Here is a 17,681-nt window from a genome sequence, read left to right on the forward strand (position 1 = left end):
TTGTTGAATGTCGTTGTGGATCAACCGACGACTAGCGTGCGGGTATCGAGCTGCGCGAGCAGCGTTTTCGCCTGCTCGACGATGTCGGCGTCGTTCGGGCGGAAATCGAGTTGCAGCGAGTTGGGCAACTGCTCGAAATGCTGGCCGCTGCTGCGCGCGTATGCGGGATCGTAGTGCCGTTCGATCAGTTCGCGCGCGAGCTCGGCGCGCCGGTTCTCGTCGACGAGCCGCAGCCAGCCCGTGACCCGCTCGCGGCTGTGCAGACCGATCAACCGTTCCAGCTGTCCCTTGAAGTAATCGGGATGCTCGAACAGATGCGCGTAATCCTGCAAAAGAAACGCCGCGCGGTCCTCGCTGCTCGAGCGCACCTCGACGCACGCGCCGCGATGAAACGTTTCGAGCAGCGCGAGCGGCAGCGTGACGGAGCCGATGCGCCGGCTTTCCGCCTCGACGAACACCGGCCGGTTCACGTCGAAGTCGCGCAGCGCGGTGACGAGCAGCGTGTCGAAACGCTTTTGCGACGGCTGCGCCACGCCCGCATACGCGCCGAGCAGCGAGCCGCGATGCGCGGCGAGCGCCTCGAGGTCGAGCGTTTGCGCGCCGGCCTCATGCAGCGCCGACAGCAGCCGGGTCTTGCCGCTGCCGGTCGGGCCCACGAGCGCGATATAGCTGAAACGACGCGGCAGGGTTTCGAGCCTCTCCAGCGTGGCGCGCCGGTAGCTCTTGTAGCCGCCGTCGAGCTGCCGCGCCGACCAGCCGATCATGTTGAACAGCGTCGTGACCGAGCCCGAACGCTTGCCGCCGCGCCAGCAGTAGATCAGCGGGCGCCAGTTGCGCTGCCGGTCGGCGAACGTGGTTTCCAGATGATGCGCGATGTTGCGCGCGACCAACGCCGCGCCGAGCCGCGTGCCCTCGAACGGCGACACCTGCGTGTAGGTCGTGCCGACCAGCACGCGTTCCTCGTTGCTCAGCACTGGCGCGTTGGTCGCGCCCGGAATATGGTCTTCCTCGAACTCTAGCGGAGTGCGAACGTCGACGATTTCATCGAAATCGCCGGCTTTGTCGAGGCTGACTAGAAGACTTTTCAAGGGAGTAGGGACAAAACGGACCGCGGGAAGACCGAAATTATCGCATGGGCGGCTCGTTCGGGCCGGTTATATGCGTCCTTCCCGGGTTCTCCAGTGACGTCCTTCGGCCGCCTACCTCAGATGACTTCGACCCGCGCTTCCCCGCTCACCAGCTCGCCGATCACCCGTGCGTCGGCAAAGCCATCGGCGCGGAACAGCGCGAGCACTTCGTCTAACGCTTCGGGCGAGCACGACACCAGCAGGCCGCCCGACGTCTGCGGATCGGTCAACAACGCGCGGCCGGCGGACGGCAAGGTGGCGGGCAGCACCACGTCGTGGCCGTAGGCATCCCAGTTGCGGCCCGATGCGCCGGTGAAAATGCCTGCTTGCGCGAGGCTCGCGACGTTCGGCAGCCACGGCAGGTCCGCGTAGCGCACACGCGCGGTCAGCTTCGAGCCGCGTGCGAGTTCCAGCGTGTGGCCGAGCAGGCCGAAGCCGGTGATGTCGGTCAGCGCATGCACGCCGTCGAGCCGCGCCAGCTCGGCGCCCGGCCGGTTCAGCTTGGTGGTCGCGCCGATCATTGCCGCGTAGCCGGCCTCGTCGAGCCGGTCTTTCTTCAATGCCGCGGACAGAATCCCGACGCCGAGCGGTTTGCCGAGGATCAGCACGTCGCCGGCCTGGCCGCCCGCGTTGCGCTTGACGCGCTTCGGATCGACGATGCCCAGCGCGACGAGGCCGTAAATCGGCTCGACGGAATCGATCGAATGGCCGCCCGCGAGCGGGATGCCTGCTTCCGCGCAGACCGATTCGCCGCCTTTCAGCACGGCCGCGATCACGTCGTGCGGCAGCACGTTGATCGGCATGCCGACGATCGCGAGTGCCATGATCGGCTTGCCGCCCATCGCGTAGACGTCGGAGATCGCGTTGGTCGCGGCGATGCGGCCGAAGTCGAATGGATCGTCGACGATCGGCATGAAGAAATCGGTGGTCGCGACGATCGCCTGGTCTTCGTTGAGCTTGTAGACGGCGGCGTCGTCGGCGGTGTCGTTGCCGACCAGCAGGTCGGGGAAGAATGGCAGCGGCGCGCTGCGCTTGAGCAGATCGGCGAGCAGGCCGGGCGCGATCTTGCAGCCGCAGCCGCCGCCGTGCGACAGGCTCGTCAGGCGGGGCGACTGGCTTGCTTGGACTTGGGTCATGGGGGCGAGAGTTGGGGTTCGTCGAATGACCGCATTATGAGGGTTGTTTTCACCCTGTGCAGCGTCGGCACGGGCACAAACCGGCTCTATGCCGAACCCGTTTCGACCCCCGTTTTGCCGAGCGATAAACGGCCCCTTTCAAGTGACTTTCGCATGCCCCATCTACCGGGGTGGCGAATGCACTATGCTGCATGTCGCGAAACGGCATCTATAATCAATTTTGTCCCCAAAAGAGCCGAGGCCATGCAATGACGCAAATGACTCGGCGACAATTCCTGAAGGTCTCTGCCACGACACTTGCCGGATCGAGCCTGGCCCTGATGGGCTTCTCGCCGACACCCGCGCTGGCCGAAGTCCGTCAGTACAAATTGTCGCGTGCGACTGAAACCCGCAACACCTGCCCCTACTGTTCGGTGGGCTGCGGCATCCTGATGTACGGTCTTGGCGACGAGGCCAAGAATGTGAAGACGAGCATCTTCCACATCGAGGGCGACCCCGACCATCCGGTCAATCGCGGCACGCTGTGCCCGAAGGGCGCGAGCCTGATCGACTTCATCCATAGCTCGAGCCGTCTGCGCTATCCCGAGTACCGCGCGGCCGGGGCGAGCGAGTGGAAGCGCATCTCGTGGGAAGACGCGCTAGACCGCATCGCGAAGCTGATGAAGGAAGACCGCGACGCGAACTTCGTCGAGACGACCGCGGACGGCAAGAAGGTCAACCGCTGGCTGACTACCGGCATGCTCGCGGCATCGGCCGGCAGCAACGAGGTGGGTTATCTGACGCACAAGACTATTCGCAGTCTTGGCATGCTCGGATTCGACAATCAGGCGCGTGTCTGACATGGCCCGACGGTGGCAGGTCTTGCCCCGACGTTTGGCCGTGGAGCGATGACGAACCATTGGGTCGACATCAGAAACGCGGACGTGATTCTCGTGATGGGCGGCAATGCGGCCGAGGCACACCCATGCGGTTTCAAATGGGTCACCGAAGCCAAGGCGCACCGCAAGGCGCGTCTGATCGTGGTCGACCCGCGCTTTACGCGTACGGCGTCGGTCGCGGACTACTTCGTGCAGATCCGCACCGGTACGGACATTGCGTTCCTCGGCGGGGTGATCAACTACCTGCTGACGAACGACAAGATCCAGCACGAGTACGTGAAGAACTACACGGACGTGCCGTTCATCGTGCGCGAGGATTTCGCGTTCAAGGACGGCCTGTTTTCCGGCTACCACGCCGACACGCGCAGCTACGACAAGGCCTCGTGGGACTACGTGCGCGGCGACGACGGCTTCGCCAAGGTCGATCCGACGCTGCAGGACCCGCGCTGCGTCTATCAGCTGATGAAGCAACACTACTCGCGCTACACGCCCGAGCAGGTCGAGAAAATCTGCGGCGTGCCGAAGGAGAAGTTCCAGCACGTGTGCGAGATGCTTGCGTCGACGTCGGTGCCGAACCGCGCGGCCACGATCATGTACGCGCTCGGCTGGACGCATCACTCGGTCGGCTCGCAGATCATCCGCACCGGCGCGATGGTGCAACTGCTGCTCGGCAACATCGGCATCGCGGGCGGCGGAATGAACGCGCTGCGCGGCCATTCGAACATCCAGGGCCTGACGGATCTCGGCCTGATGTCGAACCTGCTGCCGGGCTACATGACGCTGCCCATGGAAGCGGAGCAGGACTTCGACGCCTACATCGCGAAGCGCGCCAAACAGCCGCTGCGGCCGAACCAGCTAAGCTACTGGCGCAACTATCGCGCGTTCCACGTGAGCTTCATGAAATCGTGGTGGGGCGACAAGGCGACCGCCGACAACAACTTCGCTTTCGACTATCTGCCGAAGCTCGACAAGTCCTACGACCTGCTGCAGGTCTTCGAGCTGATGAATCAGGGCAAAATGACCGGCTACATCGCGCAGGGCTTCAATCCGCTTGCCGCCGCGCCGTTCAAGGCGAAGAACGGCGCGGCGCTGGCCAAGCTGAAGTGGCTCGTGATCATGGATCCGCTCGCGACCGAAACGTCGGAGTTCTGGAAGAACTACGGCCCGTTAAACGACGTCGACAGCGGCTCGATCCAGACAGAGGTGTTTCGTCTACCGACCACCTGCTTCGCCGAGGAACGCGGCTCGCTCGTTAGTTCGAGCCGGGTGCTGCAGTGGCATTGGCAGGGCGCGGACGGTCCCGGCGAAGCGAAGAGCGACCTCGATATCATGGCCGGGCTGTGGCTGCGTATTCGCGACGCTTATCGCAAGGACGGCGGCAAGTATCCCGATCCGATCCTGAACATGAGCTGGCCGTATGCGAACCCGGAAAGCCCGACGCCCGAAGAACTCGCGATGGAGTACAACGGCAAGGCGCTCGCGGACGTCACCGATCCGAAGGACACGACCAAGGTGCTCGCGAAGAAGGGCGAGCAGCTCGCGAGTTTCGCGCTGCTGCGCGACGACGGCTCGACCTCGAGCGGCTGCTGGATCTTCTGCGGCGCGTGGACCCAGGCGGGCAACCAGATGGGCCGCCGCGACAACTCGGACCCGACCGGCATCGGCAACACGCTGAACTGGGCCTGGGCATGGCCGGTGAACCGGCGGGTTCTGTACAACCGCGCGTCGTGCGATCTCAGCGGCAAGCCGTTCGATCCGACGCGCAAGCTGATCGCGTGGAACGGCAGCAGGTGGTCGGGCGCCGACATTCCGGACTTCAAGGTCGACGAGCCGCCCGAAGACGGCATGAATCCGTTCATCATGAATCCGGAAGGCGTGGCTTGCTTCTTCGCGCGCGAAGCTTTGGTGGAAGGGCCATTCCCCGAGCACTACGAGCCGTTCGAAACGCCGCTCGGCTACAACCCGCTGCATCCGGACAACAAGTTGGTCGTCAGCAATCCTGCGGCGCGCGTGTTCCCGGACGACAAGGCCACGTTCGGCACGCACGAGAACTTCCCGCATACGGCGACCACCTATCGTCTGACCGAGCATTTCCACTACTGGACCAAACACGCGCGTCTGAACGCGATCATCCAGCCCGAGCAGTTCGTCGAGATTGGCGAAGACCTCGCGAAGGAGATCGGCGTGGTAGCCGGCGACCGGGTCAAGGTGAGCTCGAACCGCGGGCACCTGGTGGCCGTCGCGGTCGTGACGAAGCGGATCAAACCGCTGATGATCGAGGGCAAGAAGGTGCAGACCGTCGGGCTGCCGCTCCATTGGGGCTTCAAAGGGATCGCGAGGCCGGGCTATCTCATCAATACGCTGACGCCCCCGGTGGGCGACGGGAATTCGCAGACACCGGAATTCAAGTCGTTCCTCGTCAAGGTCGAAAAGGCATAAGGAAAAGAGATGGCACTGCAATCACTGGACATCAGACGCGTTTCGGCCACCACCACGCAGCCGCCGGTGATTCGCGAGCCGGCCACGGGCACGGTCGCGAAGCTCATCGACGTGTCGAAGTGCATCGGCTGCAAGGCGTGTCAGACGGCCTGCATGGAGTGGAACGATCTGCGGGACGAGATCGGCGTGAACGTGGGCGTCTACGACAACCCGCCCGATCTCACCGAGCATTCGTGGACCGTCATGCGGTTTGCCGAGTACGAGAATTCCGCCGGCGATATCGAATGGCTGATCCGCAAGGACGGCTGCATGCACTGCGAGGACCCGGGCTGCCTGAAGGCCTGTCCGGCGCCGGGCGCGATCGTGCAGTACACGAACGGCATCGTGGATTTCCACCAGGAGAACTGCATCGGCTGCGGCTTCTGCATCGCCGGCTGCCCGTTCGACATCCCGCGTATGTCGAAGAAGGATCACCGCGTGTACAAGTGCACGCTGTGTTCGGATCGTGTGGCGGTCGGCCAGGAGCCGGCGTGCGTGAAGACCTGCCCGACCGGCGCGATCATGTTCGGCACCAAGGAGGACATGAAGCAGCAGGCCGAGGACCGCATCGTCGATCTGAAGGAGCGCGGTTTTCAGAACGCTGGCCTGTATAACCCGGACAAGGTCGGCGGCACGCATGTGATGTACGTGTTGCACCACGCCGACCGGCCGTCGCTGTATCACGGCCTGCCGGACGATCCGCGCATCAGTCCGCTGGTCTCGTTGTGGAAGGGCATCGCCAAGCCGATCGGGCTCGCCATTATGGGGATCGCCGCGCTCGCGGGCTTCTTCCACTACACGCGCGTCGGCCCGAACGAGGTGTCCGAGGCCGACGAAGCCGCAGCCGTCAAGGAAGCCGAAGAAGCACGCCGTTCGCGGGAGGGTAGGCAATGAACCACTCTGAGCACACCGACTTCACGGACGTAAAGGGCAACCGACTGATCGTGCGCTATACGCCGAACGAGCGCACGAATCATTGGATCACCGCGATCTGTTTCATCCTGCTTGCGCTGTCCGGTCTCGCGCTGTTCCATCCGTCGATGGCGTTTCTGTACGCGGTACTCGGCGGCGGGCAGTGGACGCGGATTCTGCACCCGTTCATCGGCTGCGTGATGTTCATCTCGTTCCTGATTCTTGCGTTGCGCTTCTGGCATCACAACTATCTGGACCAGGCGGATATCCAGTGGATGAAGCAGATCGGCGACGTGCTGAACAATCGCGAGGAACGCCTGCCCGCAATCGGCAGGTACAACGCCGGGCAGAAGCTGCTGTTCTTCGTGATGGTGATCTGTATGCTGCTGCTGTTGCTGAGCGGCATCGTGATCTGGCGGCGCTACTTTTCGTTCTATTTCCCGATTGGTGTGATCCGGCTCTCGGCGCTCGTGCATGCCGTGACGGCATTCCTGCTGATCGTCGGCATCATCGTGCATATCTATGCGGCGCTGTGGGTCAAGGGCTCCATAGGTGCGATGACGCGCGGCACCGTTACCTATGGCTGGGCGCGTAAGCATCATCCAAACTGGTTCAGGGAAATCATCGGCAAGTAAATACGCTCCATAGACGCTGCTCCGATGCGGACTCTAATGCACTGGACGCAGCGCCCCTCGCACCGGGCCGCCGCGCCTCGTCGATGACGGGCGGCGGCCTTTCAGTTTTCAGAGGTCGATATCTTGACTCAACGCATTCTCGAAGCCGCCGACATCGAGTCGCTCGATCCCTCGGCAATACCCCGCATCCGCATGCCCGAGCGGCTCGCGGTGTTCGCGCCGCGCGCCGCGCGCCTGCGTCAGCTCGCCTCGCGCGGCAATCCGATCGCCGGCTACCTGCGGCTGATGGCGGCGCTCGCCGATGCGCAGCAGGCGGTGCTCGCGCACTTCAAGGCCCAGCCACCGAGCCCCGAGCTGATCGCGAGCGCGCAGCAGTATTCGATGCCGCTGATTCCGGCGCTGTCCGGCGCGCGCGATCCGGCGTGGCGCGACGTGCTGCTACAACTGCTCGACAGGATCGAAGCGGCGGCTCCCCCGTTGACGCCGCCGCTCGTGGCGTTGTTCGCGCGCCTGCGCTCGCTCGACGTCGCCGCGCTCGAAGCGCAGGCCGACGCGATCTTCGCGCAGCGCTTCGCCGACGTCGAGCTGGCGAGCGCGCCGTTCATCATGGCCGCGCTGCAGGTCGTATGGACCGACCTCGCCGCCGACATCGACAAGCGCGCCGTACCGTACCTCGACACACCGGGCCTGTGCCCGGTGTGCGGCTCGCATCCGGTGGCGAGCACGCTGCGCATCGGCGGCGCGTACGACAACTATCGCTATCTGCAATGCGGATTGTGCGCGACCGAATGGCATATGGTCCGTAGCAAATGCTCGAACTGCGATTCGACGAAGGGCATCGCGTACCAGGTAGCCGGCTCGCCCGACGCCGACGCAGCCGCGCGCGAAGCCGAATCGAAAAACGCCGCGCTGAAGGCGGAGTCGTGCGACGAATGCCATACTTACCGCAAGATCGGCATCCAGGCGAAGGACTACGAGTTCGATCCATTCGCGGACGACCTCGCGAGCCTCACGCTCGATCTGCTGATGGGCGCGGAAGGTTACCGGCGCGCGTCGCCGCATCCATGGCTGTGGCCGGAGCAGACGGCCGGCGCGGCCGAACCGGAGGGCGACGAGTCGGCCTGACGGCGACCTGACCGGAGCCAAGTTCAAAACGACATAAGGATTGCTCGTGAGCGATGTGAGCAGCTCGGCATTGCGCGCGCTGATGGCGCGCGTGCCGTCGGTGGACAAGGTGTTGGCGTCGGAAGAGTTCGTGCCGCTCATCGGCGCATACGGCCGCACCCAGGTACTCAACGCGCTGCGCGACGCGCTCGATGCGTGGCGCATCAGCGCGCAATCGGGCGATGCGGCGGCCAACCCGGCGGTGAGCGCGCTCGATACCGCGCAGCTGCATGCGACGGTCGCCGCGGCGCTGCTCGCGCGTAACGCGTCGCGGCTGCGCAGCGTGTTCAATCTGACCGGCACCGTGTTGCACACGAACCTCGGCCGCGCGCTGCTGCCCGATGAGTCGGTGCGCGCGGTGATGAGCGCGCTCACGCAACCGGCCAACCTCGAGTTCGATCTCGCCACCGGCACGCGCGGCGACCGCGACGATCTGATCGACGATCTGATCTGCGAGCTGACCGGAGCCGAAGCGGCGACCATCGTCAACAACAACGCCGCCGCGGTGCTGCTCACGCTCTCCGCGCTCGCGGCGAAGAAGGAAGTGGTGGTGTCGCGCGGCGAACTCGTCGAAATCGGCGGCGCGTTTCGCATTCCCGACATCATGAGCCGCGCGGGCGCGAAGCTGCGCGAAGTCGGCACGACGAACCGCACCCATCTGAAGGACTATGAACAGGCGATCAACGCGCGTACCGCGCTGCTGATGAAAATCCACGCGAGCAACTATGCGATCAGTGGCTTCACGAAGGAAGTCGGCATCGAAGAGATCGCGCCGCTCGCGCACGCGCGCGGGCTTGCGGTCGCCGTCGATCTCGGCAGCGGCACGCTCGTCGATCTCGCCGAATGGGGCTTGCCGCGCGAGCCGACGGTGCGCGAGACCGTCGCGGCCGGCGCCGATCTGGTCACGTTCAGCGGCGACAAGCTGCTCGGCGGCCCGCAGGCCGGGTTGATCGTCGGGCGGCGCGATCTGATCGCGAAGATCAAGAAGCATCCGCTGAAGCGCGCACTGCGGGTGGGCAAGCTGACACTCGCGGCGTTGGAGCCTGTGCTCCAGCTGTATCGCGCGCCGGAGAAGTTGACGGAGCGGCTGACCACGCTACGGCTCCTCACGCGGCCCGCCGAAGATATTCACGGCGCCGCGCAGCGCGTGTTACCGGCGCTACAGCAGGCGATCAACGCGCGCTACAGCGTGGCCGCGGAGCCGATGTTCAGCCAGATCGGCAGCGGCGCATTGCCCGTCGACGTGCTGCCGAGCTATGGCCTCGTCATCAGGATGAGCGACGGCAAGCGCGGCGGCCGTCATCTGCTCGCGCTCGAAAAGCAGTTGCGCGAGATGGCGCGGCCGGTGCTCGGCCGGATCGCGGACGACGCGTTGCGGCTCGATCTGCGCTGCCTCGAAGCCGCCGACGAAGCGCAATTGATCGCACAGCTGATCGCGCAACCGAAAAGCAACTGAAGGACGGGCACGCATGATCGTCGGTACTGCTGGGCATATCGACCACGGCAAAACGAGCCTCGTGAAGGCACTCACCGGCGTCGACACGGACCGGCTCAAGGAAGAAAAAGCGCGCGGCATTTCGATCGAGCTCGGCTACGCGTACGTGCCGCTCGACAATGGCGACGTGCTCGGTCTGATCGACGTGCCGGGCCACGAAAAGCTCGTGCATACGATGACCGCGGGCGCGAGCGGCATCGACTTCGCGCTGCTCGTAATCGCCGCCGATGACGGCGTGATGCCGCAAACGCGCGAACATCTGGCGATCGTCGAACTGCTCGGCATCCGGCGCGGCGCAATCGCGTTGACGAAAGTGGATCGCGTCGACGACGAGCGCCTGCGCGAAGTGCGCGATGAAGTGAGTGTGTTCGTCGCTGGCAGCGTGCTGCGCGACGCGCCGGTATTCGATACCTGCGCGACGCGCGCGGGCGATGCGGGCGTCGCCGCGCTGAACGCGCATCTGCGCGAGCAGGCCGCCGCATGGCGCATGAAGCGCGACGACGGCCTGTTCCGCCTCGCCGTCGATCGCGTGTTCACGCTCGCGGGGCAGGGCACGATCGTCACCGGGACCGTGGTGGCGGGCAGCGTGAGCGTCGGCGACACGATGCTGCTCGCGCCGAAAAACGAATCGGTGCGCGTGCGCAGCATCCACGCGCAGAATCGCCCCGCCGAAACCGGTCGCGCCGGCCAGCGTTGCGCGCTGAATCTGGCGGGCATCGAGAAGAGTGCGATCGAGCGCGGCGACTGGATCGTCGATCCGCGACTGTCGCAAGCGAGCGAGCGCATCGACGTCGCGTTGACGCTGCTCGCCGACGCGCCGCACGCGCTCGAACATTGGGAGCCGCTGCACGTGCATCTCGGCACGCAGCATCAGGTTGCGCATGTCGCGCTGCTCGAAGGCGACACGCTCGCGCCCGGTCAGCGCGCGCGCGTGCAACTCGTGTTCGAGCTGCCGCTGTGCACGGTGCCGGGCGATCGCTTCGTCGTGCGTAACGCTCAGGCCAATCGCACGGTGGGCGGCGGGCACGTGCTCGATGCGTTCGCTCCGGCGCGCAAGCGGCGCTCGCCGGAGCGCTTCGGCTGGCTCGACGCGATGCAGTCGCTGCTCGACACCGGCTCACTCGACGCGCTGTTCGCGCGCGCGCCGCACGGTTTGTCGCGGGCGTTGCTGGAGCGCCTCACTGGGATGCCGGCAGCCGCGCTCGCGTTGCCCACCGCGACACGCACGATCGAACTGCCGGGCCATGACGCGCTGCTGGTCGCGGACGCGACATGGCACACGCTCGAGGGGCGCCTGACGAGTGCGCTCGCGCAATATCACGAGCGCTCGCCCGACGAACTCGGCCCGGACGTGTCGCGCTTGCGGCGCATCGCGGCGCCACTGGTCGACGACGCGCTGTGGCGCGCGCTGGTCGACGATGCGGCGGCGCGTGGCGAGCTCGTCAGACTCGGACCGTGGCTGCATTTGCCTGGCCACGCCGTGACGCTCGACGCCGCCGATCAGGCGCTTGCCGCGACGCTGCTGCCCGAGATCGAGGCGGGGCGTTTCGATCCGCCGTGGGTGCGCGAGCTCGCGAACGCGCACGGTGTGCCGGAGGAGCGCGTGCGTCAGTTGCTGCGCAAGCTCGCGCGTCAGGGCGAGCTGTTCCAGGTCGTGCATGACCTGTTCTACCACCAGCAGGTGATTCGCGAACTTGCGTCGATCGCGGCGGCGGAGGCGCACAAGAACGGCGGCACCGTGGCGGCCGCGCCGTTTCGCGACGCGACCGGGCTCGGCCGAAAACGCGCGATCCAGCTTTTGGAGTTCTTCGACCGGGTTGGGTATACTCGCTTCCACCGTGGCCTGCACCTCGTGCGCACGGATAGCCGCTGGCTCGATCTGCCCTGATCTGGCTGGCGGTCTGTTTCTATCGGGCTCGCGTCATTCAATCACCGTAGGAAGGCATTCGTATCCGGTGGTGCGGCTGGGCTTCAAACCCAGTTGGGGGCGTCAGACGCTCTCGGGTCGGTTCGACTCCGGCTGCCTTCCGCCCCATAGGCCTTCCCGGGCATTCCGATATCTTCCGAAAACGTCCTCTAGGCGGCTGATTTTAAAGCGGTTTATGGGTAACGGCGTGCTTGCTGATTCCGGTAAGGTCCCACACAATTTACACACGAAGTATGGGTAGGAAGATGGGTAAGTGGGTAGGAGGGAATCATGTCAGGACGACAGTTGCACCGGCTCAGCGCACTGCGGATCGCGAAGGAGGTGGCCCCGGGCCATTACGCCGACGGCGGTGGTCTCTACATGCAGATCGCGGACAGTGGCGCGCGTTCGTGGGTGTTCCGGTTCAGGCTTGACGGCCGCCTGAGGGAGATGGGCCTCGGTCCGGTTTCGCGAGTCTCGCTTGGCGAGGCGAGGAAACTGGCCGCCAGCTACCGCGAGATGGTCAGGGACCAGATTGATCCCATCCTCGCGCGGCGCGAGCAGCAGCGCCGACGGTTGCTCGATATCTCGGCGGATGCCAACGTGACGTTCCGTGAGGCAGCCGAAGCGTTCATCTGCGCGCGGGAGCCCGAGTGGCGAAACCGCAAGCATGTCCAACAGTGGGGTAATACGCTCAAGAGGTACGCATACCCGGTGATCGGCGAGGTCCGGGTGCGCGATATCGACACCGCGATGATCGTGCGGATTCTCCAGCCGATCTGGACGAAAAAGGCGGAAACCGCGCGCCGGGTGCGCGGCCGTATCAAGGCCATCCTCGACGCCGAGACTATCATGGGCCACCGCACCGGCAGCAACCCGGCACGGTCGGCTCGCCGACAGGCGAAGGTCGACCCTGAACCGACGTTCGACATGGCGAGCCATCTACGGCTCTTCCCCAAGGTAGAGCAGACGTTCACGGTGTACGAGTCAAGCACGCTTGGCCAAGGCTGCTATTTGCGTAGTCGCTCGTCAGGAGCGACTGGATGACCTGACGATCATCCAGCGCCAATGCATCAGAATGTGGAACTGCCGAAGGTACTACAACGCCCTCAATAAAAACAAACCAAACCTCTACGACTGACGTCGACCGCCTGATCGCCACCCTCGAGGCTTGCCTCGCGGAGCTCGCCTGATCGTCCGCGCTGCGCTACCGATCGAGATTCGATAGCATCGCCGGCAGGTAGCGCGCACCCGCCGTCTTGTGCTGCGAGAGGAAAGCGCGAATGCTTTCCAGCTCGGCGGCCGTGAGCGTCACTGAAGCCGCCCCAAGGTTTTCCTCGAGGTACCTGCGCCGCTTGGTGCCCGGGATCGGCACCAGATCGTTGCCTTGATGAAGCAGCCATGCGAGGGCAATCTGGCCCGGCGTCACGGACTTGTCCTTCGCCAGCGCCTTGACGAAGTCGGCGAGTTTGATGTTCGCGTCGAAATTGCTGCCCTGAATGCGCGGATCGTTGGCAGCACGCCAGTCATCGGCGGGCAACTCTTCCGCCCGCTTCGCCGTGCCGGTCAGAAACCCGCGGCCAAGCGGACTATATGGCACAAAACCAATGCCGAGTTCACGAAGCGCCGGCAAGACCTTGTCTTCGACACCGCGCTCGAACAGCGAATATTCACTCTGCAAGGCGGAAACCGGTTGCACCGCGTGCGCCCGCCGGATGGTATCGACGCTCGCTTCGGACAAGCCAAAAAAGCGCACCTTGCCGGCCGCGATCGCGTCCTTCACCGTGCCCGCAACATCTTCGATCGGCACATCGGGATCGACCCGATGCTGATACAGTAAATCGATGTGATCGGTCTGCAAGCGCTTTAGCGAAGCATCAATCACTGCCTTGATGTGCTCGGGGCGGCTATTGAGGCCGCGCACACCATTTTCAAAGGCAAAACCGAACTTGGTCGCGATCGTGACCTCGTGCCGGCGCCCCTTCAACGCACGGCCGAGCAGTTCTTCGTTGGTGAACGGGCCATAGATTTCCGCAGTATCGAGAAACGTACAACCCAGTTCGATCGCCCGATGGATCGTTGCGACCGATTCCTCGTCGTCCGGCGTGCCGTATGCAAAGGACATGCCCATGCAGCCCAGCGCGATCTCCGACACCACAAGTCCTTCACGTCCAAGCTTCCGAGTCTTAAGCATGCTGCTCCTCCATCGAAAAGTGCTCCGTTTACGATGGCACATGCAGGAAGGGGATGTTAGTCAGATCCTCTTGATTCGTTGCCTGATTGTTCCGGACAGGCGCGCAATGAGAGTCGTAACTTCTTCTCGACCAAGACAGACCTTAAACCCAGCCGGTGTTTAGCCTATCGACTCCGGCAGCGCACTCAAGCCGTGTGTTAACCGCGCGCGATTACATGCCGGCGTGCCTGCCTTGATCTCGGGGTAATCGTTCGATCAATGGCTACGAGTTACATGATGGCCGGCCGGCGAGCCTCCGATGTCCGGCTCCGAGCCGACATCCGAATGTCCGCCACGGCGCGCGGTCGAAGGGCTGAAGACGGCCGAACCCAGAAATTCGGGTTCCGGCCGAGACTAACGGAGCGCGCCAGCGCCACGAATTCGGGATTTCGCCGAATCCGAGCAGGCCCGCGGAGTGGCCGCTCGCCCCCGCTCCAATCAGAGGTTCGACGCGCAGCCATTATTCGACTAGGCTTATCAGAAGCCCCATGCTGCACAAACGCGTTGAAAACCGCCAAGAAAGATTCGATTCAAACACCTGTTTGCAGGGTATCTCACGATAGGCTACCGACCATGGACGACATCTCTCCGCAGGCCTTCGTCGATGCCGCGATAGCCTATCAGAAGACGGCCGCGGTGAAAGCCGCCGTCGAGCTCGATCTGTTCACCGCGATAGCGGACGAGCACGGCGACGTTAAGCGTATAGCCGAGCGGGTAAAGGCCGCCGAGCGCGGTGTGCGCATACTCTGCGACTTTCTGACCGTGCACGGGTTTCTGCAGAAGGAAACGGGACAGTACCGATTGACGCCGTCGACCACCGCATTCCTGACGACTTCCTCGCCGGCCTGGATGGGGAGCATCGTGGATTTCCTGGCGGCTCCTGAAATGACGGCACTGTGGCTGGACGACCCCGCCGCGTTCGTTCGCAACGGAGGAGCCGTGGGGCTGGGCAACATCGCGCCCGAGCATCCCGTCTGGGTGAAGTTTGCGCGTGCGATGGCACCGTTCGTGACACAAACCGCACAGAGCATCGCGCAACACGTGAGTGCGCGGCCTCAGGCACCGAAGCGCGTGCTGGACATTGCAGCCGGGCATGGGCTGTTCGGAATCGCGATCGCCGAAGCGATCCCCGGCGCGGAAATCGTGGCGACCGACTGGCAACCGGTTCTCGAGGTCGCGACGCAGAACGCCGCAGCGGCCGGTGTCAGTTCGCGTTACCGCACGGTCGCCGGCAGTGCGTTCGAAGTCGATTGGGGTACGAATTTCGATCTGGCGCTGATCACGAACTTCCTGCACCACTTCGATCCGCCAACCTGCGTGGAATTACTCTCGAAAGTCCGCAGGAGCCTCAGTCCCGCAGGGCGAGCGCTCGCGGTGGAATTTGTTCCCGACGAGGATCGCGTGTCGCCGCCGTTCGCCGCCGCGTTTTCCTTTATGATGCTTGCGTCCACGCCGCAAGGCGACGCGTACACCGCGCGCGAACTCGAGCAAATGGGCCGCGAAGCCGGCTTTTCCAACGTAACGGTGACGCCGCTGCCACCTTCGCCGCAAGCCCTCGTTGCATTCGAGTAGCGCACATCCCTCGCGCTCCTGGCACCGCATTTCGTAATGGAGACGGCGTTCAGACGATGTCGATGGCGACGTCGATGTTGTAGGTTGCGCTGCCGGCCGACCTGACGGTCGACGCCGAGGTGGATCTCGGCACGGGCGCGGGCGGCTATCTTTCGCCGTCGCGGACGCCCGACGACGTACGCGTCTTGCTGGTGTACAAAACCTTGTCGATCTTGCTCATCCTGCGGGTCGATGCCGCTCGCAGCCTCGTCGATACCGGGGAACTCTCACTTGCGGTGATCGCCAGAGAGACCGGATTTGGCGATACCGAAAGAATGCGCAGAGCATTCGTCAGGACGCTCGGGCACCCCCTCATTGCTTCATGGGATTTTCAGGAAGGGTTCCGCACCTTGTCCACGGCTCAGTCCCTGCACATGGTCGCCGCGCGATTGGTAGCGAACTTGTACTCGGCGATCCGTCAGCGTTAGGTTGGTAAGAGAGCCTGTTCTTGACGCGACAAGGCGGACCGCAAGGCTTCATTGGCGGTGCTGCGGCCTGGCTCCGCGGCATGCAGCGCCTGCTATTTCCACTTCGATCCGAGCATCTCCAACCCGGCTTTCTGCAGGTCTTCCGGTAGCAGCACAACGCGAAACTCGCAGTCGGCGTTGAACGTGAGAAACCACGGCTCAGCAAATGCGGGAGTCTGCGATGGCTCATCAGGGTTGATGACGAGGATGGCTCCGCGTCCTCCGCTTTGCTCCGTAAAATAGGCTGCTTCCGGTTTCATCGCTTCAGGTATCTTTGCCATCACTTCCTCGATGGTGCCATCGCGCACAAAAGCATTGAATGGCTCGTGGGGAATCCGTATGTTGAGAAGCATGCGCATGGTCATTCTCCTTGCCTAAGGCCCTGAAAGAACTCTTCAAGCATAAGAGATCTCCGATGTTGCTTTCGTGGGCTCGGCAATATTCCCGCGTGTGGGTGCGGAACGGTACTGAGCATCGGAAACCAGTGAATTGACGCGGAGCGGCAACAATTGGCGACGGCAGCCATTCGCAACGGGCGCAACGTGTGCCAATCTCACCCTTCTGCGAATCCAACAAATTCGCGTCGCAAATCCGGCAAGTCCAATTTATTCGGTTCCGCGTCATCAAAGGTTTGACCGAATTCGTTCGCAAGTCTCTGAGCACTAGGCAGGCCGTTATGGGGCTGAGCGGCGAATCGCCTGAGCGCGAGACGAAGACTGCAAGCGTCCGCGCGTACGGCGCGCAGAACACCTTTCGCCGTAGGTTTTATGCGGCCACGGAGAGCGCGGCGTCCTGCCGGAGTGGCACGACGTTCGACGGGATATCCATCAGGAGTTCCAGGCGTGCGCCGAGCAGGCGCCATGCGTCCGCCTGTTCCTGCTGCCGGACCGCCCGTTGATAGGTGCGTTTGATCTTGTTCTGTTCGAGGTGGTTCAGGCACTTCTCGATCACGTGGCCATGAACGCCGAGCTCGCCCATCAGCGTCGTGCCCGTTCGGCGCAGATCGTGAGGGGTCCACCGTCCGCCTGGCAAGATGAGCGCGTCGATGTGCTGGCTGCGGTGCTGCAACGGCGTGCCGCTTGCCGCGCCTTGGCGGTCATAGATCTGCTTCGTAATGGACTTGGAACACACTGGCCCGTCGTGCCGGGCGGCCGGGAAGAGCCAGACTTCATCGCCGCCGAGTTCGAGCAGCGCCCGCATGTGGGTCTTGGCAAACTCGCTTAGGTAGATCGTGTGCTCCTTCGCGTTTTTCGAGTGGTCCGCCGGAATGATTCAGGTGCCCGCTGCCAGATCGATGTCGGCACGGCGCGCGCGGGTCAGTTCGCCGATCCGCGTGAGCGTCGCGAGCATGACCCATACAGCGTGCTGCGTCGACTTGAGCAGATTGGCGTCGGCGAGTCTGGCTGACAACGCGCGGATTTCGGCCTCCGACAGCACACGTTCGCGTTCCTCCTCCTGACCACCAACGTGTTTCTTTTCGATGCCGGTCGTCGGATCGGCCGCCACAATCTCGCGCACCAGTGCAAAGCCGAACATCTGCCTCAGTTCGGCGAGCAGCCGGTTGGCCAGACGCGCGGCACCGCGCGCCTTGACGGTATCCAGCACGGACATGATGTCGGCCCGTCGGATGCTGTCAGCG

At 64.0% G+C, this 17,681-nt stretch carries 15 protein-coding genes and 1 tRNA gene; 10 read left to right on the forward strand and 6 right to left on the reverse strand.

Annotation, left to right across the window (positions count from 1 at the left end; all coding sequences use genetic code 11):
- Positions 1–20: 20 nt before the first annotated feature.
- Both mnmH and selD read right to left on the reverse strand, forming a co-directional pair.
- On the reverse strand, positions 21–1,088 hold the full coding sequence (mnmH, locus tag OKW38_RS32705) for a tRNA 2-selenouridine(34) synthase MnmH (protein ID WP_429364939.1): 1,068 nt from the start codon (positions 1,086–1,088) through the stop codon (positions 21–23).
- Between the two features lie 116 nt (positions 1,089–1,204).
- On the reverse strand, positions 1,205–2,263 hold the full coding sequence (selD, locus tag OKW38_RS32710; protein ID WP_429333005.1) for a selenide, water dikinase SelD: 1,059 nt from the start codon (positions 2,261–2,263) through the stop codon (positions 1,205–1,207).
- 248 nt (positions 2,264–2,511) lie between these two features.
- Here selD and fdnG point away from each other — a divergent pair, with 248 nt between their 5' ends.
- The 8 genes from fdnG to OKW38_RS32750 all read left to right on the forward strand — a co-directional run bounded on the left by fdnG (position 2,512) and on the right by OKW38_RS32750 (position 12,778).
- Positions 2,512–5,580, forward strand: a complete 3,069-nt coding sequence (gene fdnG, locus OKW38_RS32715) for a formate dehydrogenase-N subunit alpha (protein ID WP_143037238.1) — start codon at positions 2,512–2,514, stop codon at positions 5,578–5,580.
- Positions 5,581–5,589: 9 nt separating this feature from the next.
- Positions 5,590–6,513: a formate dehydrogenase subunit beta gene (fdxH, locus tag OKW38_RS32720; protein WP_090808548.1), complete on the forward strand. Its 924-nt coding sequence runs from the start codon at positions 5,590–5,592 to the stop codon at positions 6,511–6,513.
- On the forward strand, positions 6,510–7,166 hold the full coding sequence (locus tag OKW38_RS32725) for a formate dehydrogenase subunit gamma (protein WP_429364940.1): 657 nt from the start codon (positions 6,510–6,512) through the stop codon (positions 7,164–7,166). Before fdxH ends, OKW38_RS32725 begins: the two co-directional genes overlap by 4 nt.
- 123 nt (positions 7,167–7,289) lie before the next feature.
- Positions 7,290–8,291 (forward strand): formate dehydrogenase accessory protein FdhE, encoded by a 1,002-nt coding sequence (gene fdhE, locus OKW38_RS32730; protein WP_429364941.1) that lies wholly within the window; start codon positions 7,290–7,292, stop codon positions 8,289–8,291.
- 46 nt (positions 8,292–8,337) lie between these two features.
- Entirely contained in the window at positions 8,338–9,786 is a 1,449-nt protein-coding gene (gene selA, locus OKW38_RS32735) for an L-seryl-tRNA(Sec) selenium transferase (protein WP_429364942.1), read from the forward strand.
- Positions 9,787–9,799: 13 nt separating this feature from the next.
- On the forward strand, positions 9,800–11,713 hold the full coding sequence (gene selB, locus OKW38_RS32740) for a selenocysteine-specific translation elongation factor (protein WP_429364943.1): 1,914 nt from the start codon (positions 9,800–9,802) through the stop codon (positions 11,711–11,713).
- 49 nt (positions 11,714–11,762) lie between these two features.
- A tRNA-Sec gene (locus tag OKW38_RS32745) sits at positions 11,763–11,855 on the forward strand.
- A gap of 167 nt (positions 11,856–12,022) precedes the next feature.
- Entirely contained in the window at positions 12,023–12,778 is a 756-nt protein-coding gene (locus OKW38_RS32750) for a tyrosine-type recombinase/integrase (RefSeq protein ID WP_429364944.1), read from the forward strand.
- A gap of 160 nt (positions 12,779–12,938) precedes the next feature.
- Here the strand turns inward: OKW38_RS32750 and OKW38_RS32755 are convergent, their stop codons facing one another.
- On the reverse strand, positions 12,939–13,925 hold the full coding sequence (locus OKW38_RS32755) for an aldo/keto reductase (RefSeq protein ID WP_429364945.1): 987 nt from the start codon (positions 13,923–13,925) through the stop codon (positions 12,939–12,941).
- Between the two features lie 324 nt (positions 13,926–14,249).
- Here OKW38_RS32755 and OKW38_RS32760 point away from each other — a divergent pair, with 324 nt between their 5' ends.
- Together OKW38_RS32760 and OKW38_RS32765 are read left to right on the forward strand one after the other, a co-directional pair.
- The gene (locus OKW38_RS32760) at positions 14,250–15,536 is read left to right on the forward strand and encodes a methyltransferase (RefSeq protein ID WP_429364946.1); all 1,287 of its coding nucleotides are present in this window, start codon (positions 14,250–14,252) and stop codon (positions 15,534–15,536) included.
- A gap of 119 nt (positions 15,537–15,655) precedes the next feature.
- Positions 15,656–16,003 carry a hypothetical protein gene (locus tag OKW38_RS32765; RefSeq protein WP_176078868.1) on the forward strand — a complete coding sequence of 116 codons (348 nt, stop codon included), beginning with the start codon at positions 15,656–15,658 and terminating at the stop codon, positions 16,001–16,003.
- Between the two features lie 92 nt (positions 16,004–16,095).
- On the opposite strand, the gene OKW38_RS32770 is transcribed toward OKW38_RS32765, so the two are convergent.
- The 3 genes from OKW38_RS32770 to OKW38_RS32780 form a co-directional block, all read right to left on the reverse strand.
- The gene (locus OKW38_RS32770) at positions 16,096–16,401 is read right to left on the reverse strand and encodes a panthothenate synthetase (protein WP_090810368.1); all 306 of its coding nucleotides are present in this window, start codon (positions 16,399–16,401) and stop codon (positions 16,096–16,098) included.
- A 406-nt stretch (positions 16,402–16,807) separates the two neighbouring features.
- A complete protein-coding gene (locus OKW38_RS32775) occupies positions 16,808–17,314 on the reverse strand; it encodes a tyrosine-type recombinase/integrase (protein WP_090808695.1) in 507 nt (168 codons plus the stop codon).
- Positions 17,315–17,653, reverse strand: coding sequence for a hypothetical protein (locus tag OKW38_RS32780; RefSeq protein ID WP_429334476.1), 339 nt, complete (start codon positions 17,651–17,653; stop codon positions 17,315–17,317). It lies immediately after the preceding gene.
- Between the last annotated feature and the right edge of the window lie 28 nt (positions 17,654–17,681).

This window comes from Paraburkholderia sp. MM5496-R1, assembly GCF_050436205.1.
In the GTDB taxonomy this organism is placed as follows: domain Bacteria; phylum Pseudomonadota; class Gammaproteobacteria; order Burkholderiales; family Burkholderiaceae; genus Paraburkholderia; species Paraburkholderia tuberum.

Bases quoted from the DNA above. Each gene is read 5' to 3' on its own strand.
- selD (WP_429333005.1), bottom strand. From the start codon at position 2,263: ATGACCCAAGTCCAAGCAAGCCAGTCGCCCCGCCTGACGAGCCTGTCG.
- fdxH (WP_090808548.1), top strand. From the start codon at position 5,590: ATGGCACTGCAATCACTGGACATCAGACGCGTTTCGGCCACCACCACG.
- OKW38_RS32725 (WP_429364940.1), top strand. From the start codon at position 6,510: ATGAACCACTCTGAGCACACCGACTTCACGGACGTAAAGGGCAACCGA.
- selB (WP_429364943.1), top strand. From the start codon at position 9,800: ATGATCGTCGGTACTGCTGGGCATATCGACCACGGCAAAACGAGCCTC.
- OKW38_RS32750 (WP_429364944.1), top strand. From the start codon at position 12,023: ATGTCAGGACGACAGTTGCACCGGCTCAGCGCACTGCGGATCGCGAAG.
- OKW38_RS32755 (WP_429364945.1), bottom strand. From the start codon at position 13,925: ATGCTTAAGACTCGGAAGCTTGGACGTGAAGGACTTGTGGTGTCGGAG.
- OKW38_RS32760 (WP_429364946.1), top strand. From the start codon at position 14,250: ATGTCCGCCACGGCGCGCGGTCGAAGGGCTGAAGACGGCCGAACCCAG.
- OKW38_RS32770 (WP_090810368.1), bottom strand. From the start codon at position 16,401: ATGCGCATGCTTCTCAACATACGGATTCCCCACGAGCCATTCAATGCT.
- OKW38_RS32780 (WP_429334476.1), bottom strand. From the start codon at position 17,653: ATGTCCGTGCTGGATACCGTCAAGGCGCGCGGTGCCGCGCGTCTGGCC.